The organism is Nitratireductor thuwali (genome assembly GCF_036621415.1).
GTDB classification, from domain to species: Bacteria; Pseudomonadota; Alphaproteobacteria; order Rhizobiales; family Rhizobiaceae; genus Chelativorans; species Chelativorans thuwali.
The window spans coordinates 4,177,741-4,197,595 of sequence record NZ_CP030941.1 but is presented as its reverse complement, the minus strand read 5'-3'; the positions used below and the strand labels follow the sequence as shown (position 1 = coordinate 4,197,595).

The 19,855-nt window shown below is 62.9% G+C and carries 21 protein-coding genes and 1 pseudogene; 12 read left to right on the top strand and 10 right to left on the bottom strand.

The window, feature by feature from the left end; all coding sequences use genetic code 11:
• Positions 1 to 25 precede the first annotated feature (25 nt).
• The gene (locus tag NTH_RS20470; RefSeq protein WP_338531750.1) at positions 26 to 871 is read right to left on the bottom strand and encodes a hypothetical protein; all 846 of its coding nucleotides are present in this window, start codon (positions 869 to 871) and stop codon (positions 26 to 28) included.
• Between the two features lie 250 nt (positions 872 to 1,121).
• Between NTH_RS20470 and cckA the strand changes: the two genes are divergently transcribed.
• The 3 genes from cckA to NTH_RS20455 are packed head-to-tail and all read left to right on the top strand — an operon-like array spanning position 1,122 to position 4,484.
• Positions 1,122 to 3,704: a cell cycle histidine kinase CckA gene (cckA, locus tag NTH_RS20465; protein ID WP_338531749.1), complete on the top strand. Its 2,583-nt coding sequence runs from the start codon at positions 1,122 to 1,124 to the stop codon at positions 3,702 to 3,704.
• A 29-nt stretch (positions 3,705 to 3,733) separates the two neighbouring features.
• On the top strand, positions 3,734 to 4,009 hold the full coding sequence (locus tag NTH_RS20460; RefSeq protein WP_338531748.1) for a class I SAM-dependent methyltransferase: 276 nt from the start codon (positions 3,734 to 3,736) through the stop codon (positions 4,007 to 4,009).
• Complete coding sequence (locus NTH_RS20455) at positions 3,942 to 4,484, top strand: class I SAM-dependent methyltransferase (protein ID WP_422392418.1); 543 nt, start codon at positions 3,942 to 3,944, stop codon at positions 4,482 to 4,484. Before NTH_RS20460 ends, NTH_RS20455 begins: the two co-directional genes overlap by 68 nt.
• Positions 4,485 to 4,570: 86 nt before the next feature.
• Here the strand turns inward: NTH_RS20455 and NTH_RS20450 are convergent, their stop codons facing one another.
• Positions 4,571 to 5,788 carry an MFS transporter gene (locus NTH_RS20450; protein ID WP_338531746.1) on the bottom strand — a complete coding sequence of 406 codons (1,218 nt, stop codon included), beginning with the start codon at positions 5,786 to 5,788 and terminating at the stop codon, positions 4,571 to 4,573.
• A gap of 79 nt (positions 5,789 to 5,867) precedes the next feature.
• Here NTH_RS20450 and NTH_RS20445 point away from each other — a divergent pair, with 79 nt between their 5' ends.
• Complete coding sequence (locus NTH_RS20445) at positions 5,868 to 6,293, top strand: helix-turn-helix domain-containing protein (protein ID WP_338531745.1); 426 nt, start codon at positions 5,868 to 5,870, stop codon at positions 6,291 to 6,293.
• Here the strand turns inward: NTH_RS20445 and pncB are convergent.
• Positions 6,290 to 7,594, bottom strand: a complete 1,305-nt coding sequence (gene pncB / locus NTH_RS20440; protein WP_338531744.1) for a nicotinate phosphoribosyltransferase — start codon at positions 7,592 to 7,594, stop codon at positions 6,290 to 6,292. The genes NTH_RS20445 and pncB overlap by 4 nt on opposite strands.
• Before the next feature lie 219 nt (positions 7,595 to 7,813).
• On the opposite strand from pncB, the gene NTH_RS20435 reads away from it, so the two are divergent.
• The gene (locus tag NTH_RS20435) at positions 7,814 to 8,155 is read left to right on the top strand and encodes a hypothetical protein (protein WP_338531743.1); all 342 of its coding nucleotides are present in this window, start codon (positions 7,814 to 7,816) and stop codon (positions 8,153 to 8,155) included.
• A gap of 39 nt (positions 8,156 to 8,194) precedes the next feature.
• Here the strand turns inward: NTH_RS20435 and NTH_RS20430 are convergent, their stop codons facing one another.
• Positions 8,195 to 9,724, bottom strand: a complete 1,530-nt coding sequence (locus tag NTH_RS20430; protein WP_338531742.1) for an acyl-CoA carboxylase subunit beta — start codon at positions 9,722 to 9,724, stop codon at positions 8,195 to 8,197.
• A gap of 135 nt (positions 9,725 to 9,859) precedes the next feature.
• A complete protein-coding gene (locus NTH_RS20425; protein WP_338531741.1) occupies positions 9,860 to 10,300 on the bottom strand; it encodes a VOC family protein in 441 nt (146 codons plus the stop codon).
• A gap of 225 nt (positions 10,301 to 10,525) precedes the next feature.
• Here NTH_RS20425 and NTH_RS20420 point away from each other — a divergent pair, with 225 nt between their 5' ends.
• From NTH_RS20420 to NTH_RS20395, 6 genes are all read left to right on the top strand, one after another.
• Positions 10,526 to 11,122 carry a cold-shock protein gene (locus NTH_RS20420; protein ID WP_338531740.1) on the top strand — a complete coding sequence of 199 codons (597 nt, stop codon included), beginning with the start codon at positions 10,526 to 10,528 and terminating at the stop codon, positions 11,120 to 11,122.
• Between the two features lie 59 nt (positions 11,123 to 11,181).
• Positions 11,182 to 11,652, top strand: a complete 471-nt coding sequence (locus NTH_RS20415; protein ID WP_338531739.1) for a DUF192 domain-containing protein — start codon at positions 11,182 to 11,184, stop codon at positions 11,650 to 11,652.
• Positions 11,653 to 11,663: 11 nt separating this feature from the next.
• On the top strand, positions 11,664 to 12,419 hold the full coding sequence (locus tag NTH_RS20410; protein WP_338531738.1) for an alpha/beta fold hydrolase: 756 nt from the start codon (positions 11,664 to 11,666) through the stop codon (positions 12,417 to 12,419).
• A complete protein-coding gene (locus NTH_RS20405) occupies positions 12,416 to 13,285 on the top strand; it encodes an alpha/beta fold hydrolase (RefSeq protein WP_338531737.1) in 870 nt (289 codons plus the stop codon). Before NTH_RS20410 ends, NTH_RS20405 begins: the two co-directional genes overlap by 4 nt.
• Before the next feature lie 262 nt (positions 13,286 to 13,547).
• Entirely contained in the window at positions 13,548 to 14,366 is an 819-nt protein-coding gene (gene cysE / locus NTH_RS20400) for a serine O-acetyltransferase (RefSeq protein WP_338531736.1), read from the top strand.
• A gap of 125 nt (positions 14,367 to 14,491) precedes the next feature.
• Positions 14,492 to 14,701 carry a DUF3126 family protein gene (locus NTH_RS20395; RefSeq protein WP_338531735.1) on the top strand — a complete coding sequence of 70 codons (210 nt, stop codon included), beginning with the start codon at positions 14,492 to 14,494 and terminating at the stop codon, positions 14,699 to 14,701.
• A gap of 97 nt (positions 14,702 to 14,798) precedes the next feature.
• On the opposite strand, the gene NTH_RS20390 is transcribed toward NTH_RS20395, so the two are convergent.
• A complete protein-coding gene (locus tag NTH_RS20390) occupies positions 14,799 to 15,533 on the bottom strand; it encodes a hypothetical protein (protein WP_338531734.1) in 735 nt (244 codons plus the stop codon).
• A 120-nt stretch (positions 15,534 to 15,653) separates the two neighbouring features.
• Between NTH_RS20390 and NTH_RS20385 the strand changes: the two genes are divergently transcribed.
• Positions 15,654 to 16,175, top strand: a complete 522-nt coding sequence (locus NTH_RS20385; protein ID WP_338531733.1) for a gamma carbonic anhydrase family protein — start codon at positions 15,654 to 15,656, stop codon at positions 16,173 to 16,175.
• A 192-nt stretch (positions 16,176 to 16,367) separates the two neighbouring features.
• On the opposite strand, the gene NTH_RS20380 is transcribed toward NTH_RS20385, so the two are convergent.
• The 4 genes and pseudogenes from NTH_RS20380 to NTH_RS20365 form a co-directional block, all read right to left on the bottom strand.
• Positions 16,368 to 16,979, bottom strand: a complete 612-nt coding sequence (locus NTH_RS20380) for a transglutaminase-like cysteine peptidase (protein ID WP_338531732.1) — start codon at positions 16,977 to 16,979, stop codon at positions 16,368 to 16,370.
• Between the two features lie 223 nt (positions 16,980 to 17,202).
• Positions 17,203 to 18,048, bottom strand: coding sequence for a hypothetical protein (locus tag NTH_RS20375; RefSeq protein ID WP_338531731.1), 846 nt, complete (start codon positions 18,046 to 18,048; stop codon positions 17,203 to 17,205).
• Between the two features lie 223 nt (positions 18,049 to 18,271).
• Entirely contained in the window at positions 18,272 to 18,880 is a 609-nt protein-coding gene (locus tag NTH_RS20370) for a PilZ domain-containing protein (RefSeq protein WP_338531730.1), read from the bottom strand.
• Between the two features lie 138 nt (positions 18,881 to 19,018).
• Positions 19,019 to 19,644, bottom strand: a pseudogene (locus NTH_RS20365) (PAS domain-containing protein).
• Positions 19,645 to 19,855: the final 211 nt, after the last annotated feature.

Below are 19,855 nucleotides of genomic sequence, written 5' to 3'. Positions count from 1 at the left end.
CGTTCAGCGAGGCCGGCGCAACAGGTCAGCTGTCCTTCCTGCGGTCGTCGGCCAGATCGTCGAGCAGGCGGCTCATCTCGTCTTCGATCGACATCTCGTCCGGCTGTTGCGGCGGCTCCTGGCGCACCGGGCGATGATCCATTTCATCGATCGACAGGTCGATCTCCTCCAGCAGCGCCGTCTCGCGCTCTGCCGCCAGGGCGGCGTGCTGTGCCGGCTGCGGCCGCTGCTCGTGGCCTTCGCGAGTGGGCTCGGACGGCTCCGGGCGGGCCTCGGGCGCCGGCTGCCACGATGGGCGGGGCGCGGGTTCAGCCTGTCGGGACCCGTCGCGGGACAAGTCATGCGCCGGGGTATCGGCAGCGGGATCGGCATTTGCCTGCCTGCCTGCATGGCTGGCGGCGAAGCCAGCCGCTGCTGCCGGCTCGGCGACCCGCGGTTCCGGCGCTTGGGGTCGAGCGGTTCCGGCGGCTCCGGAGCGGCGCCCCGCGGGCTGGGGGACCGGCGGCGCCGGGCGGGCGGCGGGTCGTGCCGGACGGGCTGGCGATTCCACGGGCGCCGCCAGCGGCCTTTGCGCCGACCGGCCGATTGCCGGCTCGATGACGACATCCGTCGGCCCGCCGATCAGGATCAGGTGCTCCACGTCATCGCGCCTTACGAGCACCAGCCGGCGCTGGCTGTCGACCGCGGTGGCGTCCACGACGGCCAGGCGCGGCGCGCGGTTGCGGCCACCGGAGATGAACGTGCCGGATCCGGCACCGCGCGAGCGCTTCACCAGCGCCAGCACCACCGCCAGCAGCACGAGCGCCGCAAAGGTCCACAGCAAGGCGGAGATATATTGCCCGCCCCCGAAGTTTGCCAGCCAATCGCTCATCATGCCGCTCCATATGCTTCTTCAGTCCCGCCAAACTATGCGCCGCCGCCGGGTGCGGCAACCGGCAATGTTTTCATCCCACCGCCGGTTCCCGCTCATCGCGCCGGCGGCTCCCTTTTGCGCCCGCCCATGGGGCTCGTCATCTGCAATGGCCGGGCGCAAACCTTGCGCATAATCGCGGCCCTGATATATGCGGTGGAACCGAACCGGAGAACAGCCGCTGGCAGTCGGCGCGACAGGCAGGGAACGAATGGCCAAGCAAACGGGCGGCGAGATCGACACGGCTCCCATCATCGACCAGGGGTCGCGTCCGGGCGTCATCACGCGGCTGATCATCTTCATTGTCGTCCTCACGGGATCGGCCTTCGTCTTCGCCATATTCCAGGATCGCCTCGGCCAAAGCTTTCTCCTGGGCGTGCTTGGCATTCTGGCCATGATCGGTGTCGGATATCTCTTCGCCAGCGCCATCGGCTTCATCCAGATCGCGCCGCGATCCACCGGCGACGAACTGTCGAAGGCCTATGTGGATTCCATGTCGGAAGGCCTCCTCGTCACCGACGTGAAAGGCCGCATTCTCTATGCGAACCGGGCCTATGCCGACCTGACCGGAGCCACGTCGGCGGCCGATGTGAAGACGGTCGAGTCGCTGCTTTCGGACAATGCCGAGGCCGCGCCCACCATCGAGCATCTCGTGGCGGCCCTGCGCGACGGGCGCCCCGCCGATGGCGAATTTCGCCTGTCGCGGCCTATCCGGGCCGGCGCGGAGCCGGGCGCGCGCTGGTATCGGGTCTGGGCGCGGGTCTTCAAGGTTCCGGGGCACCGTAAGCCGCTATCGGCGTGGCAGCTCGTGGATATTTCCGATGAGCGCGCGGAGCAGGAGCGCTTCTTCCTCGACCTGCAGAAGGCCATCGACCACCTCGACCACGCGCCCGCCGGCTTTTTTGCCACGGATGCCGAGGGGCGTCTTACATATCTCAACGCGACGCTGGCCGAATGGCTGGGCATCGAACTTGCGAGCTTCGTTCCCGGCGGGCTCTCGCTGGCCGACATCGTGGCCGGCGACGGTATGGCGCTGATCAACGCCGTGAAGGCCGAGCACGGCACCGCGCGCAACGCCGTCATCGACCTCGACCTGTCGACGGCGCAGGGCGAGGCGCTGCCGGTACGCTTCATGCACCGCGTGACGGCCAGCAGGGATGGCGCAGCGGGCCCGACCCGTACGATCGTTCTCAACCGCACGCTGGGCGAGGATGCATCGGCCGATCTCAGGGCTTCGGAGGTGCGCTTCACGCGGTTCTTCAACTCGACGCCGATGGCCATTGCCAGCGTCGATGCCGAAGGTCGCATCCTGCGCACCAACGCGCCTTTCCTCTCGCTGTTCTCGACCGCCGTCGACCGCGACGCGCTCGACCGCCGCATCCGGCTGGACACGGTCATCCACCAGCGCGACCGCGAATCCTTCGCCATTGCCCTGGAAAAGGCCAAGCAGCGGCAGGCCGACATCTCTCCGATAGACACCGTGCTGCCCGACAATGAAGAGCGGCACATGCGCTTCTACGTCAACGCCGTCGCTGACCAGGCGGGCGGCGAAGGCGCGGAGGAGGCGGCCATCGTCTATGCGGTGGAGACTACGGAGCAGAAGGCGCTGGAAGCGCAGATGGCGCAGAGCCAGAAGATGCAGGCGGTGGGCCAGCTCGCCGGCGGCATCGCCCATGATTTCAACAATGTCCTGACCGCCATCATCATGGCGTCGGACCTTCTGTTGACCAATCATCGTCCGTCGGATCCCTCCTTCCCGGACATCATGAACATCAAGCAGAACGCGAACCGGGCGGCCTCGCTGGTGCGGCAGTTGCTCGCCTTCTCGCGGCGGCAGACGCTCCGGCCGGAGGTGCTCAACCTGATCGACGTGCTGGCGGATTTGCGCATGCTGCTGTCGCGCCTGGTCGGCAACGACATCAAGCTTTCGGTCGAGCACGGCCGCGATCTTTGGCCGGTCAAGGCCGATATCGGGCAGTTCGAGCAGGTGATCGTCAACCTGGCCGTCAATGCGCGCGACGCCATGCCCGAAGGCGGCAAGCTGACCGTGCGCACCCGCAACATCCCGGCCGATGAGTGCGCCGCCTTCGGCTATCGCGAACTGGCCGCCGCCGACTATGTCGCTATCGAGGTTTCGGACACCGGCACGGGCATCGCGCCCGAGGTGCTCAAGAAGATTTTCGAGCCCTTCTTCACCACGAAGGAAGTAGGCAAGGGCACCGGCCTCGGCCTTTCCATGGTCTACGGCATCGTCAAGCAGACGGGCGGCTTCATCTATTGCGATTCGGAGGAGGGCAAGGGGACCACCTTCCGCATCTTCCTGCCGCGCCACGTTCCGGCGGCCAAGGAGATCGAGGCCACAGCCGAGGCGGCAACCAGTGCCGCGGCCAAGCAGAAGGAAAAGCACCGCGACCTTTCCGGCACGGCACGCGTTCTTTTGGTCGAAGACGAGGACGCGGTGCGCATGGGCAGCGTGCGCGCGCTCGCCTCGCGCGGCTATGAGGTGCACGAGGCGAGCTCGGGCACCGAGGCGATGGAAATCTTCGAAAGGCTGGAAGGGAAGGTGGATATCGTCGTCTCCGACGTGGTCATGCCGGAGATGGACGGGCCGACCCTGCTGGGCGAGCTGCGCAAGGTGCAGCCCGACATAAAATTCATCTTCGTCTCGGGCTACGCCGAAGACGCCTTCGCCAAGAACCTGCCTTCCGACGCGCAGTTCGGCTTCCTGCCGAAGCCGTTTTCACTCAAGCAATTGGCGACAGTGGTTAAGGAGATGCTTGAATCGGACCGCTAGGATCAGGACCTAGATCGAGAGGTGGCGTCATGAACCCTTTGTACGATACGATTGGTTTGAACTACGCCAACTTGCGCCGGCCCGATCCCAGAATAGCTCGGCAAATTGAAGCCGCTCTGGGTGGTGCCCAGACGGTATTGAATGTCGGGGCGGGGGCAGGCTCATACGAGCCCACCGGCAGGCAGATCACGGCCGTCGAACCCTCGGCCAGAATGATGCGGCAGCGCGCTGCTTCAAATGCCACTCTCATTCAGGGCCGTGCAGAACACCTGCCCTTCGACGATAAATCTTTCGATCGACGATAAATCTTTCGATGCCTCGATGGCCGTTCTGACCGTCCACCACTGGTCCGATCAGGAAACGGGCGTCATGGAGATGCGCCGCGTTACGCGGGGCAGGATCGTCTTTCTGACATATGACCCGTCGTTCCGTGGGTTCTGGGTTGCAGACTATTTTCCAGCACTTGTGACCTTGGATGAAGGGCAAATGCCCCCAATGGCAAGCTATGAGAAATGGCTTGGTCCTGTCGAAGTTTCGGCCGTGCCAATCCCGCATGACTGCACAGACGGTTTTCTGGCCGGCTACTGGCGGCGCCCCGCGGCCTATCTTGATGAAAGGGTCCGCGCTGCCATGTCGTCCTTCTGGGCGTTGGGCGATGTTTCCGAAGGGCTAGAAGCGCTTGAGGCAGATTTGAAGAACGGAGCATGGGCGCAGCGCTATTCCAATCTGCTCAATCTGGAGGAACTGGACTGCGGGTACCGGCTCGTCGCAACCAGGTGACGTGTGTAGCACCGGATCAGAGATCGCGGCGCCACAGTAGGACCCAGCGTCAGGTATCGGCGGTGCGGCTCAAGCATCTCCTTCGGCTATGCCTGCGGGACTCTGCCTTTCAGGCGCCGCCGCACCGCGGCCGCGCTGCTGGCCGTTGCCAGGCAGAGGACGAGGCCCGCCGCTGCCGTGTATGTCCCGGCATATCCGACCGCGTTGATCATCGGTGTGGTGGCAAATGGCGAGACTACCTGGCCGACGAAGACCGATGTCGTGAGGATTCCACCGATGACGCCGCGGCGTTCCGCCGGGGCAATGGCGAGAGCCAGTGAGACGAAATTCGGCATCACGAGGGCGAAACCCGATCCGATCGAGACTGCACCGGCAAGGGTTGCCCCAAACGCCGAGCTTATGGCTATGCCTCCGAAACCAAGTGCCATTAGCGCATATCCGATAGCAAAAACGCCGACTTCGCCGATCCGGTCGCTCGCCCGGTGATACGCGAGAGCGGCCAATCCTCCGGCAAGCGTGAGCCCGCCAAGGACGATACCCGTCCCGGACGCGCTGTCATAGCCGCGTGAATCCAGAAGAAAGGGAACTTGTGTGGGCATGATAAAGAACAACGCCGTCGTCCCCATCTGAAGAATCGCCAGCGCCATCACCGGCCCAAACCACTTCTCCCCGACAGAAGCGAGCGATTGTCCCGACGTTGCGGCGCGCCTGCGACGGGGCGGCTCTGCAACAGCCATCCAGACCAGCGGCAAAAGCAGAACTGGCAGCAAATAAACCGCGAAGGGCAAGCGCGGCGAGGTCACGGCAAGCCAGCCGGCGAGGGTGATGAAGGCGAATCCGCCGAAGTTCCGCGCCGAAACCTGGAGACCTGCGAGACGTTTTAGGGCGCTGCCCTCGTAGTAGTCTCCGATGAGCGCGGTTTGAGATGTCATGATCATCGCCACCGCGAGACCGAGCGCCAATCTGCTCATCAGGATCAACGTCAGATCGGGAAGGTAGAGGCCAGCACTGCCGGTAACGGCGAACAGCAGGATGCCGATCAGCAGCAGCCAGCGCCGACCGAAACGATCCACCGCCATTCCGGCGAGCGGCGCGCAGAAGATGACGGCAAGGGACGGGGCAGGAACCAGCAGCGTGGTCATAAACCGCGCATTGGGATGGCCGGCGAACAACTCCGAAAGCCCGGCCAGTGCAGGGCTGATCGTAGCGTTGGCCATGGTGGTCAGCGAGGCGGCGAACAACAGGGCGAGCGCTCGCGGATCACGCAACGCGGCACCACGATCCATGGCCATTTCGGACGACATAGCATGCTTCCTCTTGCAGATTTCAGGCAGGAAGAGCATGCTACGAACTCAAGCCAACTTGAGGTCAATAGGCTAAATCATGAGGATGATCGATATCGGCGAGGTGGCTGCGCAAACCGGCCTTTCGCCGTCTGCGCTGCGCTATTACGAGGAGATCGGGCTCATCGCGTCGATTGGACGGAAGGGGCTGCGACGGCAGTTCGACTCGCAGACGATCCTGCAGCTTTCGCTGATCCAGCTCGGCCGGTCAGCCGGGTTTTCGCTGGACGACATTCGTGGAATGTTCGGTGCCGACGGCCAGCCGGATCTGCCGCGGCCCGAGATTCGCGCCCGTGCGGATGAGATCGATCGGCAAATTAGAGACCTTACGAAGTTGCGCAACGCGCTCCGGCACGTCGCAAACTGTCCGGCGCCGTCTCATATGGAGTGCCCGACATTCCGCCGGCTGCTGCACATAGGAAGCCGCCGCGGGCGGCCTGTGCCCAGGAAAAGGCTAGCCCCTTAGACGCTCACCGGCTGGCGCACCCTGTTCGCGCTGCCGAACACCCGCAGATAGCGCTCTATCTCCTTCGGGTCTCCCGTTGCCTTTTCCGGATTGTCCGAAAGCTTGACCGCCGGCCTGCCATTGGCCTCGCTCACCTTGCAGACGACGGAGATCGCCTTGAGGCTGCCGATCTCGTCGGGCGCGCAATCCTCGAAGTCGTTGGTCAGATTGGTGCCCCAGCCGAAAGCCATGCGCACGCGCCCTTCGAAGTGGCGGTAGGTCCTTTCGATCGTGTCGACGTCGAGGCCGTCGGAGAAGATGAGCAGCTTGTCCCGCGGGTCCTTGCCGTGCTCCTGCCACCAGGAGATGATCCGCTCGCCGCCCTCGATGGGCGGGGCGCTGTCGGGGCGGAAGCCGGTCCAGTCGGCGATCCAGCCCGGCGCCGAGCGCAGAAACGATTCGGTGCCGAAGGAATCGGGCAGGACGATCAGCAGATTGCCGCCGTAATAGCTCTGCCAGTCCTGCAACACCTTGTAGGGCGCGGCTTTGAGCTCCTCGTCGCTTTCCGCAAGGGCGGCCAGAACCATCGGCAGTTCGTGGGCGTTGGTGCCCAGTGCTTCCAGGTCTGTATCCATGGCGATGAGCACGTTGGAGGTGCCGGTCAGGGATTCGCCGATGCCCTCCTTCAAAGCCTCCACGCACCAGCGCTGCCAGAGGAAGGAATGGCGGCGTCTCGTGCCGAAGTCCGAAATGCGGATGTCCGGGATTTTCCTCAGCCGCTCCACCTTCGACCATACCTTGGCCTTGGCGCGGGCGTAGAGCACGTCGAGCTCGAACGGGCCGAGGCTGCGCATGGCCGCGCGCGAGCGCAATTCGTTTATGATGGCCAGGGCCGGGATTTCCCACATGGTGGTTTCCATCCAGCGGCCATGGAATTCCAGCTCATATTGCCCGTCCTTGCGGTGCAGTTCGTACTCGGGCAGGCGGAAATCGGCCAGCCAAGCCAGGAACTCAGGCTGAAATATCTGCTTTCGGCCGTAAAACGTATTGCCGGCCAGCCAGATCATCTCCTTCTTGGTGAAGCGGATCTGACGGGCGTGGTCCAGTTGTTCGCGCAGTTCCTGCTCGTCGATCTCCTCGGCGAGCAAAACCTTCTTGTTGCGGTTGATGAGCGAGAAGGTCGCGTCCACATGCGGGTAGAGGCCCCAGATCATCTGCAGCATCAGGAGCTTGTAGAAATCCGTGTCGAGCAGGCTGCGACAGATCGGATCAAGCTTCCAGGTGTGATTGTAGACCCGGCGTGCGATATCGGTCTTTGCCATGAGTTCGTGCCGTCCTGCGCTTTTATCAGCGGGTGCGCTCCCGTCCCAGGATACGCCGACGTCCGCCCAATCGCGGCCAAACGACACCGGCGGCAGGCAAATGTCAATGATGCCTGGCGGTTGGCAAACGGCCGTCCTGCGCTACTTCTGAATATTAGTGTTCCGTTAACCTTGTCGGGTTGACGATATGGGGTGGGAGGACAAACCTCGAGGCTGGCCATGAACGGCTTTTGCTCTTATATCCTTCCGCGCTCCGTACCGGCGGTGATTTCTGCCGCGACCGGGGCTCTACTGCTTGCGACCGCCGCCCAGGCGCACGAGGCAAGGTCCGGCTGGACATATCCCTACGCTTGCTGCTCGGACAGGGACTGCCGCGAGATCCCGCAATCGGCGGTGCTCGAACGGCCCGAGGGCTATGTGCTCAGGAGAACGGGCGAGGTGGTGGCCTATTCCGACCGGCGGGTGCGCCAATCCCCCGACGGGGTTTTCCATCTGTGCACGGTGGCCGGACTGGAAACGTCGAGAACCATCTGCCTGTTCGTGCCGCCGCGCATGTTCTGAGCGCCGCCTGCCGGAACGTTGAGGTGCGGCCGCAGACCGTCACAAGGGGATGTTGTCGTGCTTCTTCCAGGGGTTGGACAGTTCCTTGTTGCGCAGCATGCGCAGTGCACGCGCAACACGGCGGCGGGTCGAATGCGGCATGATGACTTCGTCCACGTAGCCGCGCTCGGCCGCGACGAAAGGCGACAGGAACCGGTCCTCATACATCTTCGTATGCGCGGCGATCTTTTCCGGGTCGTCTATATCCTTGCGGAAAATGATCTCGACCGCGCCCTTGGCGCCCATCACGGCGATCTGGGCCGTCGGCCAGGCGTAGTTGATGTCGCCGCGCAGGTGCTTTGACGCCATCACGTCATAGGCGCCGCCGAACGCTTTGCGGGTGATGACGGTGATCTTCGGAACGGTCGCCTCGGCATAGGCGAAGAGAAGCTTCGCGCCGTGCTTGATCAGACCTCCATACTCCTGTGCCGTGCCCGGCAGGAAGCCCGGAACGTCGACGAATGTGACGACGGGTATCGAGAAGCAGTCGCAAAAGCGCACGAAGCGGGCCGCTTTCCGGGAAGCGTCCGAATCCAGAACGCCGGCCAGCACCATGGGCTGATTGGCGACGATGCCGACCGTCCGCCCCTCGACGCGGCCGAAGCCGGTGACGATATTGCGGGCAAAGGCTTCCTGGATCTCGAAAAAGTCGCGCTCGTCGACCGTCTTCAAGATCAGTTCCTTGATGTCGTACGGCTTGTTCGCGTTGGCCGGTATCAGGCGGTCGAGGGCGGGATTGTCCTGGGGTTCGCCGTGGAAATCGATCTCCGGCAGTTCTGACGTGTTGGACGAGGGGAGGAAGTCGATGAGCCGGCGCATCTGCAAAAGCGCCTCGATGTCGTTGTCATAGGCGCCGTCGGCAATGGAGGATTTGACGGTGTGAACCGACGCGCCACCCAGCTGCTCGGCGGTGACGGTCTCGTTCGTCACCGTCTTGACCACCTCCGGACCGGTCACGAACATGTAGGACGTGTCGCGAACCATGAAAATGAAGTCGGTCATCGCCGGCGAATAGACGTCACCGCCCGCGCATGGTCCCATAATCACCGAGATCTGCGGAATGACGCCCGAGGCGAGCACGTTTCGCTGGAAGATTTCGGCATAGCCGCCGAGGGCGGCAACGCCTTCCTGGATCCGCGCGCCGCCGGCATCGTAGAAGCCGATGACCGGGGCGCGGTTCTTCAGCGCCATCTCCTGGACCTTGATGACCTTCTCGGCGTGGGCTTCCGACAGCGAGCCGCCGAACACCGTAAAGTCCTTGGCGAATACGAAGACGGTGCGGCCGTTGACCGTGCCCCAGCCCGTGACGACGCCGTCGCCATAGATCTTGGCCTCGTCCATGCCGAAGTCGACGGACCGGTGTTCGACGAACATGTCGAACTCCTCGAAGGAACCTTCGTCAAGAAAGACCTCGATCCGCTCGCGCGCCGTCAGCTTTCCCTTGGCGTGCTGCCGCTCGATCTTCTTCGGGCCGCCTCCGGCGCGTGCGGCTTCCCGGCGGCGCTCCAGTTCCTTGAGAACTTCCTTCATGTTCCTCCCCGAGGTTAAGCCAGTAGGGCATTAAGGGAATAAGGCAGTAGGGGTAAGATGGCGAGACGGCAAAAGCCATTTGCGCCGCGGCGCCAAGCCGGCACCGTCTGCCTTACTATCCTGCTGCCTTCCTGCCTACCACGTGCCGGTATTTTCCATCGATGCCCAGGGTTCGGCTTTCGGCTTCGGCTCGCCGCGCTGGAGCAGCTCGATCGAGATGCCGTCGGGTGAGCGAACGAAAGCCATATGGCCGTCGCGGGGAGGGCGGTTGATGGTCACGCCGCCATCCATCAGGCGCTCGCAGGTCGCATAGATATCGTTCACCTCATAGGCGAGGTGGCCGAAATTGCGCCCGCCCTGATATTCTTCCGGGTCCCAATTGTAGGTCAGTTCCAGAAGCGGGGCGCGGGCGGCCTCGGCCGTCTTCTCGTCCTCGGGCGCGGCAAGGAAGATCAACGTGAATCTTCCCTTGTCGTTTTCGACCCGCCGTTTCTCCACCAAGCCGAGCTTGTTGCAGTAGAAATCCAGCGAAGCGTCGATGTCTGTGACGCGCACCATCGTGTGCAGATAACGCATGATTGTCTTCCTGTTTCCTCGTGGGCTCGCGCGAACATAAAGCGGGTACCCGCTTCGCGCCAATGGCAAATCGTGACTTAGGGATAAACCAGCCTTTATGCGCGGCACCGGAAGTATTTCCGTGCGCTGTTGAAAATGCCCGCGAAGGTCTTGCTAAGCCACAAGAAAGCAATGCTATCCTGCCACTATAGAATCAGTCCAACGGACTTGAGGGAAGGCAATCGTATGGAGGACAACTCCTCAACGACACGAGGGCTTGCAGGAAGCGAAAAGGCCCGGGGGGCGGGCAACGACAATGAAACGCCGGAAGTGACGGAAATCTCCGGCTCGATCAAGTGGTTCGACGTCGCCAAGGGTTTCGGCTTCGTCGAGCCCGACGGCCCCGGCTCCGGCGATGTGCTCCTGCATGTTTCCTGCCTCAGGCGGGATGGCTTCCAGACCGCGCTGTCCGGCGCCCGCGTGGTGTGCCTTGCCCGCCAGGGCGACAAGGGGCTGCAGGCATTCAAGATCGTCTCGATGGATACCTCGACAGCCGTTCATCCGGCTGAAGACCAGAGCCCGCGCACCCACGTTACCGTGACGCCGGAAAGCGGCCTTGAGAGGGCTTTGGTGAAGTGGTTCAACCGGACCAAGGGTTTCGGCTTTCTCACGCGGGGCGAGGGCACGGAGGATATCTTCGTGCATATGGAGACGTTGAGAAGGTTCGGCGTGACGGAGCTCCGTCCCGGCCAGGTGGTGCTGGTGCGGTTCGGACGCGGCGAGAAAGGCCTTATGGCCGCCGAAATTCACCCGGATATGGGGACACCGCCCGTCTCGCATTGATGCATCGCCGTCGAGGCGTTCGCGGCATTCGTCATCGTGACCATTAGGGCACAGATCCCATGCGCATTCCCGCCGTCTTCATCCTGTTTCTGTTTCTCGTCCTGCCGGTTCTGGGCGCCGAGCCGATGCTGCTGGCCCCGTCGAGCGATCCCCTGAGAATAGAGACGGACGGAGGCGAGGTCCTGTTCGACATCGAAGTGGCCGACGATGCGGACGAGCGCGCGCGGGGCCTCATGTTCCGGGAAGAGATGGAGGACGATCGCGGAATGCTTTTCGTCTTCAACGGCAGCCAGCGGCGTGGCTTCTGGATGCAGAACACGCCGATGCCGCTGGACCTGCTCTTTGTCGGCGAGGATGGCCGGATCAGAGCCATAGAGCAGGGCGTGCCGTTCTCGACCGCCAATATAGCGCCGCCGGTGCGCGCCCAGTTTGTGCTTGAACTGAAGGCGGGAACCGCGCAAAAAGCGGGCATCGAGATCGGCGACCGCCTGTATCATCCCCTCGTGGACGCGGTTGCCGGCAGCAGGTGAGCGGCGGGTGCATGCGGTTTTTCAACCATGACGGGTTCGAACTGGGTTTTATCGACGAGGGTGAGGGCGACCCCGTTCTTCTCATTCACGGTTTCGCGTCGACGCATTTCGTCAACTGGGTCTCGCCGGGCTGGGTGAAGACGCTGCGCGATGCCGGCTACCGCGTCGTCGCGCTCGACAATCGCGGCCATGGCCGTTCGACGAAATCCCGCGAGCCCGCCGACTATGTGCCGGCAAAGATGGCGTCGGATGCAGCCGCCCTGCTCGATCATCTGGAAATCGGCCGCGCGCATGTCATGGGCTATTCCATGGGGGCGCGCATAACGGCCTTCCTGGCTCGCGCCAGGCCGGAACGGACCGGCAGCCTGATCTTCGGCGGGCTTGGGGCGGGCATGGTCGAAGGTGTGGGCGCCTGGGACGCGATTGCCGACGCGCTTGTGGCCGACGATCCGGAAACGATCGAGGACGAGCGCCCGCGCATGTTTCGCGCCTTTGCCGACCAGACGAAGAGCGACCGCCAGGCGCTGGCTGCATGCATCTCCACCTCGCGAGAGCTCCTGACCCCGGCCCAGATCGCCGAGATCGACCGGCCGGCATTGGTGGCCGTCGGGACGAAGGACGACATTGCCGGCGATCCGGAGGTGCTGGCGGCGATGCTGCCGCGCGGAGAAGCCTTTGCCATTCCCGAACGCGATCATATGCTGTCCGTCGGGGACCGGCGCTTCAAGGAACGGGTGCTGGCCTTCCTGCAGGAGAACCCCTTGTGACCGCGCCGCGATCCTTTCCGCTCGAGGGCGCCGAAGGCAACCGCCTGGAAGCAACGCTGTGGGATGGCTACGGGCACCCGGTCATCTTTCTGCATGGCGGCGGGCAGACGCGGCATGCCTGGGACGCCACGGCCCGGCGGGTGGCCGAGCATGGCATGCGCGCGATCGCGGTGGACCAGCGCGGGCACGGCGAAAGCGCGTGGGTGGCGAGCGGCAATTACACCTTTGCCCATTTTGCCGAAGATGTGGCCGTCATCACGCGGCAGGTGCATGACATGTTCCAGGCGCGCCCCTCGGCCGTCGGCGCATCGCTTGGCGGTCTTGCTTCGCTCGCCGCCCAGACGCGGGATCCCGATCTTCTGGAATCACTCGTGCTCGTCGACATCACGCCGCGCATGGACCCTGAAGGCGTCGCCCGAATTCAAGGCTTCATGGGCGCGCGCATGGAAGAGGGATTCGCAACGCTGGAGGAAGCCGCCGAGGCCATCGCCGCCTACCTGCCACACCGGCGAAAGCCACGTTCGCTGGATGGCTTGCGCAAGAACCTGCGGCTCGGCGACGATGGACGCTATCGCTGGCACTGGGATCCGGCCTTCATCAAGGGGCCGCGCAACGTCAACGAGGGCGCGGATGCGCTGATGCGCGACCTGATCGACGCGCTGCCGGACCTGCGCCTTCCCGTGCTTCTGGTGCGCGGCGTCCAATCCGAACTCGTCCATGAGGACTATGCCCGCGAATTCGTCGAGCGGACGCCGTCGGCCAGCTATGTGGACGTCCGCGGGGCAGGGCATATGGTCGCCGGAGACCGCAACGACGTGTTTTCCCGCGCGGTGCTGGATTTCCTGACCGGCAAGATGGCCGCTTGATCTTTCTGCGGTCCCGATGAGGGGAACGGCGCCCTCAGCATTGATCAAATCTGCAGATCAAATCCGTTTGAAGAATGTTCAGCAAATTGATGTTCATTCTTGCCCTCTAGTCGCGTATTCTGTCCACAGCATCGGCCCGAAAGTCGGAATCATTTTCCGCAAGCACGATGCGCGCAGATCCGAAGTGTTGAAGCGTCCTTTGCGTCCGAATGGACGCACGGCGCTCTAAAGTGCCGAAAGGCCCGCCATACAGGAGTGCATCATGCCGGCCAGACATGCAACGAGCAGGAACGCGCCGCAGCCGGTCGATCCGATCTGGTCGGAGGTCCGGCGCGAGGCCAAGGAAGCCGTCGCCAGCGACCCGTTGCTTGCCGCATTCCTGTATTCGTCCATTCTCAATCACGGGACGCTGGAAGACGCCGTCATTCATCGCGTTTCGGAGCGTCTCGATCACCCGGATGTCGGCGCGGAACTGGTGCGCCAGACCTTCGAGACGATGTGGGGCGAGGAGCCGGACTGGAGCACCAGTGTGCGGGTGGACATCCAGGCCTATTTCGACCGCGACCCTGCCTGCGATCGATATCTGATGCCCATCCTTTATTTCAAAGGGTTCCATGCGATCCAGACGCATCGCCTGGCCCATTGGCTGTGGAAGCGCGGACGCAAGGATTTCGCGCTTTACCTGCAAAGTCGCTCGTCGGCCGTCTTCCAGACCGATATCAACCCGGCCGCGCGCATGGGCAAGGGGATATTCATCGACCATGCCACCGGCCTCGTGGTCGGGCAGACCGCGGTGATCGAAGACAATGTGTCGATGCTGCACGGCGTCACGCTCGGCGGCACCGGCAAGGAGACGGGCGACCGGCATCCCAAGATACGCCACGGTGTGCTGATCGGCGCCGGGGCCAAGATTCTCGGCAACATAGAGGTCGGCCACTGCACCAAGGTGGCCGCCGGTTCAGTGCTCCTGACATCGGTGCCGCCCAACAAGACGGTGGCCGGCGTTCCCGCCCGCATCGTCGGGGAGGCGGGATGCTCGGAGCCGTCGCGGGCCATGGACCAGCTGCTCCAGGGGGAATAGATCGGCCCGCCGGCCTGTGACTATGGCAGTCTTCCGGCGGCTTGAGGGTTTACAGGTGCGCCGTGGCCATGCCAGAAGCGCATCACACGGCCTTGCCGAAACGGAACAGCCCCCGGAGAAGTTTGTTGAAGCCCGAAGAGATCAGAAAGCTCGACGCCTATTTCAAGCGCACGTTCAACAACCCGTCGCTGATGGTGAAGGCGCGCCCGCGCAAGGAGGATTCGTGCGAGCTTTATCTGGGCGACGAATTCCTCGGAATTATCTTCAAGGATGAAGAGGAAGGCGAGCTTTCCTACAATTTCTCCATGGCCATTCTCGATATCGACCTAGAGTAGGCGCCGCCCACGGCATCGGCCCGAAGATCGCATTCGGTTTGCGGAAAGCACGATGCGAGAGATCCAAAGTGTTAGAGCGGGCGCACTGCGCTCACATCTATCCGTCGGTCCGCAGGAGCGTCCGCGCTTTACGGAGGATGGCGGCGTCCAGGGCACGCCAGTGCGGCAGGAGTTCCAGCGGAAACCTGTAGGTGAGGGTCAGGTCGTCGCCCAGATGAACATCGCGCTCGCAGGCCGCGAGCGACTGGCTGGCCATCCCGCCGTTCAGGCACCGGGCAACGAACGGCGCAGCGACTTGCCCATAGCCGACCGCCAGTTCTTCGTTCACGTAGCCGGACTTTTCCGAGAAGCGGTAGAGAAGAAGGCCGGCCGGTCCGTCGCGCGCGCCGGGCTCGATCACGTGGCTGTAGATCGGCTCCAGCCGGGCGCTCATGTCGCGGGAAAGCACCTTCGGCTCGAAGGACAGGAACAGGATCCTTTTCGCTCCGCCCGCATGGTTGAAATCGTCGCGCGCCTCTCGCGAATAGCCTTCCAGTTCCGGCCAACGAAGATAAAGATCGAGCCGCTGCTGGATGCCGTCGCGCCTTGCTTGGCCGAAGCGGATCAGATTCTCCGGAACCCGCAGGACATCGTTGCCGATGACGATCTCGCGCTCGATGGTCGAATCGGTATGGCCGCCGGCCGAGATCATCCCGCCAAACCAGATGGCTGCAAGCTTGATGCAAAGCGCCGCAAACGCCATCGCGGCAAAGCCATAGAAGGCGCGTCCCAGAAGCGGAATACGCCGAGCGCGTGTCTCGACATTGCCTTCCGATATGGCGACGGTGTTCAATAGTGCCTCCCGCTTGCCCGACCCCGCCTGCAGCTTGGCCATTTATGGTAAATGGCAGGTAAAGGACCGGTCGGCGCGAGACACCGCCGACACGGCCGCTTTAACGCATGGGAGACATCGATGCCGATCTATCAGCTTGACGACAGAAGCCCGGAGCTGCCCGACACCGCGTGGGTGGCTCCCGATGCCACGGTGATCGGCGATGTGAGGATTGGGCGGCATGTCGGCATATGGTTCGGCAGCGTGCTGCGCGGCGACAACGAGCCCATCATCATCGGCGCTGGAACCAATGTGCAGGAGCACACGGTGATGCACACCGACATGGGCTTTCCGCTGACCATCGGCGAAGGCTGCACCATCGGGCATCGTGCCATGCTGCACGGCTGCATCCTGGGCGACAATGTGCTGATCGGCATGGGAGCGATCGTGCTCAACGGCGCGCGCATCGCCTCCAATTGCCTGGTGGGAGCCGGCGCGCTGGTGACGGAGGGCAAGAGCTTTCCCGAGCGTTCGCTCATCATGGGGTCCCCCGCAAAGGCGGTTCGCGAACTGGACGACGCGGCGGTCGAGGCGCTTCGGGCATCGGCCCTGCACTATGTCGAGAATGCCAGGCGCTTTCGGAAGGGGCTGCGACGGCTTTAGGCAATTCCAGGCAAAGTGGAAGCCGGTTTTCCTTCCGGGGTCGCTTGGAGCCGAATGGCCGGATCAATTCGGCGTTTCTGTGGACGCTGATCCAACGCAGGAAAAGGTGGAGCCGGCCCGGGGACGGGGCCGGCTCCGTAACCCGGTCGTTGGGGACGGGGAGGTGGGGACTCGACCGGGTATTCGAAATCCTCAGCGGTTCGACGAGACCGCACCCACGGCAACCGAACGGCCATCGTTGACGGACACCCACTTGCCCGAATTGCTGGCCGACTGGCGCTTCAGGAACTCGTATTGCGTTTGCGACCAGGCAAGGACGCGGGGCTCGATATTGTCGAGCACATAATCGCCCATGCTGGTGTTGATCGTCAGAACCGCATGGCCGTCGCCATTGGGCTGGCGCACGACGGTGATGAGCAGGTTGCCCGCTGGCACGCCAGCCTCCATCAGAAGCCGGCGCTTTTCGAGAACATAATCCTCGCAATCGCCGAAGGCGTCCGGATAGGACCAGAATTCCTCGACGCCCCACAGCTCCATGTCGGTGCGCGGGATCACCGTCAGGTTGACCCTGTTGTTGATGTCGATGATCCGGTCCCACAGATCCCGCGTCAGCTCGACCGGCGCGGTGCGTTGCGTCACCTGGCGGCACTCGTCCGGACTCCTCGCGCAGAGCTCGTAGTGGCCCACTGGCTGACTGGTGACGCTGCCCGTCGTCATGAAATCCGAGGCGGCCTCCGAAGCCCCCATCAGGCCGAGTATCATGGCCGCGGCCGCCAAAAGCGGAAGCTGTTTCCTGAAAAGCATTTTGTGTCTCCCCGTTTGAGGAGACAATGCCACGGCCCGATTTATTCAGCGCAAAAACACGCAGTAAAACTAAGTACAAGTTTTTGGAAAACAAGTATAAAATCGTATCTGTCCGCTAAGTCATTTGGTAACCATGCAGGCAGTTCCGGCTCGGGGACTACGGCGATCCGGAGCGGCGAAAATTGCCTTGCGACCACCGGCCTCATGGAACTTCTTCCATGTCTTAGAGGCGCATTTCCGTCGTGAAGCGGGCGACCTTCTCCTCGCCGCACAATACGAGACATGAAAATGCATAATGCGAAAGCCCTTTGGAGGCGGAAGTGCAGGTGGCCCGGAAGAGGAGCGGGGAGGCTGCCGAGACCAGCTTGTATGAAGCGATACTGGCTGAGATGATCGTGTATTCGGCCTCGTTGCCGGCAATGTGATGCAGAAGCCGCTCCATCACGCGCACGGCGTTGTAGCCTATGATCGCTACCGGCCATGATGGGTAGTCCGGGAAATGTCCGGCGCAACATTCCGGGCGCAGAGTGCCGCGCGCGGTCAGCGACCGATCATTCGGCTCATCAAAAGCCAGCGGGAGCAAGCTTGCATAGGGTGATGGCCCCACGTGCTCGTCCGTCTCCAATCGATGACTGTGGAATAACCGCTCGAAGACAGCTTCCGCCAAAGCCAGATAGCGAACCCGCAGATGGACGAAAGGGGCATTGTCGGACAGTACCGCCTGTGCCAGCAAACCGCGCCGGTCGTGTTCGAGCACTTCCGCCGTGGCCCACATGGGTTGTCCGAACCTGACTGCGTTCGGTTGCCGAAACTGCGTGTAGTGCGCTTCGGTCGCCAAATAATAGATGCGGTCCGAATGCGAGCAGGCGGCCGCGCAGGATCCCAGGATCGCCAGATGGCGCCCGACTTCCGCAGTTGCAACAGGGCCGCGCTCATGCCCCAAAGGCTGTTCGGGCGTAAACTCGCCTTCGATCGCTCCATGCTTGTTCTGGCGAAGGGACCTGAAGCCGAAATAGGGCGACTGGACAGCTATGCGCCGGCAAATCGAGTCGATGTCGAGTTCGATCATCATGGCTCCGTTCGTTGCTGAACTGCCCCCGCTTTTTCTACCTTAGATAAATTCTGACGTATTCAATATCAACTAGAAATTGTATGCGTTGCGGTGCGAAATGTCAGACGGCTTTGGAAAACGACCGCTATCGTTTTCCGGGCTGATGCCGTAGCTGCGAGCGCACTAAACCAGCCCGTGACGCAGTCTGCAGGCGGCATGTGTCACGGATGTGAAAGACGTTCTACCCGGAGAATTCGGAATCGAGGGTCGACTGTTCCTGAACCACGGCGAATTCTATCGCCACGCCGTCTTCGAAGTGGCGAACGATTTGCCCGCGAATGGCGCCGAGAAAGGCCTGCGTGCCGATGGCGGGCTTGTATTCCATCTCGACGGCCGCGCCCGACTGCGAGAGGTCGACGATGCGGCAGGGGTGGTCCTGACCGTCTGCGAGGCGGATATGGGTGAATGGATTGCGCGGCGTGATGCGCTCATGGCGGCGGTCCTCGGGCAGGTCCAGCTCGTGCCGATTCGCAAGCCAGGTGAGCTGCGCCGCCAGCTTGTCGCGCTTGCGCTCGGAAGCGACGATGGTCATGGCGAAGCCGTCGTTCAGCTTGCGCGTGATGATGCCCTCGATGCGGCCGATATGGTCGAGATAGGCAATGACGCGCTCGCCCGGCCGGCCGACCATCTCGGCCTGCAGGGCCACGTTGCCCGGCGACATATCGACCACACGGCAGGAATATTCGGAGCGGTCCTGAAGCATGTAGCGGCCGAAGATCGAGATTGCCACACGCTGAAACCCGCGCCGCTCCGACTGCGTGGACTTCGCTGCGGTTGTTGCAAATGCCATCTGGACCACCTTCGCGGCGCGGCATCGTAGACTACGTGCGCCGACATATCAGCGCGAATATATCGCCTTAATCGTTAACATCGGGTAATCCGCAGCAAGCTGATCCCATGCCTCGCCGCGGCCGATACCCGCGGCGTCTCAGCCCCTGCCGCCCTTGAAGACGACGAGATGTCGGATACGCCGGCCCGTGCCCGGGCCGCTTGCGAGCGAGCTGTCGTCCGGCGACAGGGACGGTGAAGGAATGGCGGGACGGTTGGCCAGAAAGAGAGGCTCCCGGTCGGGATCGAGCAGGCGGAAGGATTCGAGCCTTAATTCCACGATCGGATCGGCGCCGAGCCAGAAGGGCTTTTCGCTTGGGCTGATGGCGCCCAGCGCCCTGGGGCTTTCGTTTCCGCCTTCGAGCGGCAGGATGATCATTTCCAGCGTGAGCGTGCGCTGATTATGGCTGGTGCCCTGGAACGAGGCAACGACCACCGACGCGTCGTCGAAAACATGGCGGGACAACCGGCCGATAAGGTCATGGTCACGGTCGCTCCACAGCGATGTGAAGGAGTGGCCCTTGAGTTCCTTGCCGTGCATCGCGCACAGCCTGGTGCCGGCCAGCCGGAAGACGGGCTCGCCGCGCGCGTCGCGCTCGAGAATGAAGGTGTCGGCCAGCCGTGTCTTGATGTCGGCCGGCTCTATCTCCGTGCGCTGGGGGCGGGGCGGCGTCCGCGAAGCCTGTTCCAATATTGGAACAGTTCTATGGTTCCGTCCTGTTTCATGCCGTCAGTCCCATCCTGAAGTAGCGTTTCTGTCCCATGAACGGACAGAAGCAGCGCTTCGCCCGTCTTCATGCAGGACGATGCAGGTGCCGTGCCAGCCCTCAGAAAGGTTGTGCACGGGAAGGGTTTGTTAAGGTTAAGAAATGGTTGACGTTGAAGCGCCGCCAAAGGAGTGGCAAAAAGCGCATCACAAACACGAGCAAACGCCGAA

Excerpts from the sequence above, each read along its gene's own strand:
- NTH_RS20420 (WP_338531740.1), top strand. The coding sequence starts at position 10,526 with ATGGAGGACAACTCCTCAACGACACGAGGGCTTGCAGGAAGCGAAAAG.
- NTH_RS20375 (WP_338531731.1), bottom strand. The coding sequence starts at position 18,048 with ATGATCGAACTCGACATCGACTCGATTTGCCGGCGCATAGCTGTCCAG.
- NTH_RS20425 (WP_338531741.1), bottom strand. The coding sequence starts at position 10,300 with ATGCGTTATCTGCACACGATGGTGCGCGTCACAGACATCGACGCTTCG.
- NTH_RS20470 (WP_338531750.1), bottom strand. The coding sequence starts at position 871 with ATGAGCGATTGGCTGGCAAACTTCGGGGGCGGGCAATATATCTCCGCC.
- NTH_RS20430 (WP_338531742.1), bottom strand. The coding sequence starts at position 9,724 with ATGAAGGAAGTTCTCAAGGAACTGGAGCGCCGCCGGGAAGCCGCACGC.
- NTH_RS20460 (WP_338531748.1), top strand. The coding sequence starts at position 3,734 with ATGAACCCTTTGTACGATACGATTGGTTTGAACTACGCCAACTTGCGC.
- NTH_RS20410 (WP_338531738.1), top strand. The coding sequence starts at position 11,664 with ATGCGGTTTTTCAACCATGACGGGTTCGAACTGGGTTTTATCGACGAG.
- cysE (WP_338531736.1), top strand. The coding sequence starts at position 13,548 with ATGCCGGCCAGACATGCAACGAGCAGGAACGCGCCGCAGCCGGTCGAT.
- NTH_RS20380 (WP_338531732.1), bottom strand. The coding sequence starts at position 16,979 with ATGCTTTTCAGGAAACAGCTTCCGCTTTTGGCGGCCGCGGCCATGATA.
- NTH_RS20450 (WP_338531746.1), bottom strand. The coding sequence starts at position 5,788 with ATGTCGTCCGAAATGGCCATGGATCGTGGTGCCGCGTTGCGTGATCCG.
- NTH_RS20455 (WP_422392418.1), top strand. The coding sequence starts at position 3,942 with ATGCCACTCTCATTCAGGGCCGTGCAGAACACCTGCCCTTCGACGATA.
- NTH_RS20445 (WP_338531745.1), top strand. The coding sequence starts at position 5,868 with ATGAGGATGATCGATATCGGCGAGGTGGCTGCGCAAACCGGCCTTTCG.
- cckA (WP_338531749.1), top strand. The coding sequence starts at position 1,122 with ATGGCCAAGCAAACGGGCGGCGAGATCGACACGGCTCCCATCATCGAC.
- NTH_RS20435 (WP_338531743.1), top strand. The coding sequence starts at position 7,814 with ATGAACGGCTTTTGCTCTTATATCCTTCCGCGCTCCGTACCGGCGGTG.
- NTH_RS20370 (WP_338531730.1), bottom strand. The coding sequence starts at position 18,880 with ATGGCATTTGCAACAACCGCAGCGAAGTCCACGCAGTCGGAGCGGCGC.
- pncB (WP_338531744.1), bottom strand. The coding sequence starts at position 7,594 with ATGGCAAAGACCGATATCGCACGCCGGGTCTACAATCACACCTGGAAG.
- NTH_RS20415 (WP_338531739.1), top strand. The coding sequence starts at position 11,182 with ATGCGCATTCCCGCCGTCTTCATCCTGTTTCTGTTTCTCGTCCTGCCG.
- NTH_RS20385 (WP_338531733.1), top strand. The coding sequence starts at position 15,654 with ATGCCGATCTATCAGCTTGACGACAGAAGCCCGGAGCTGCCCGACACC.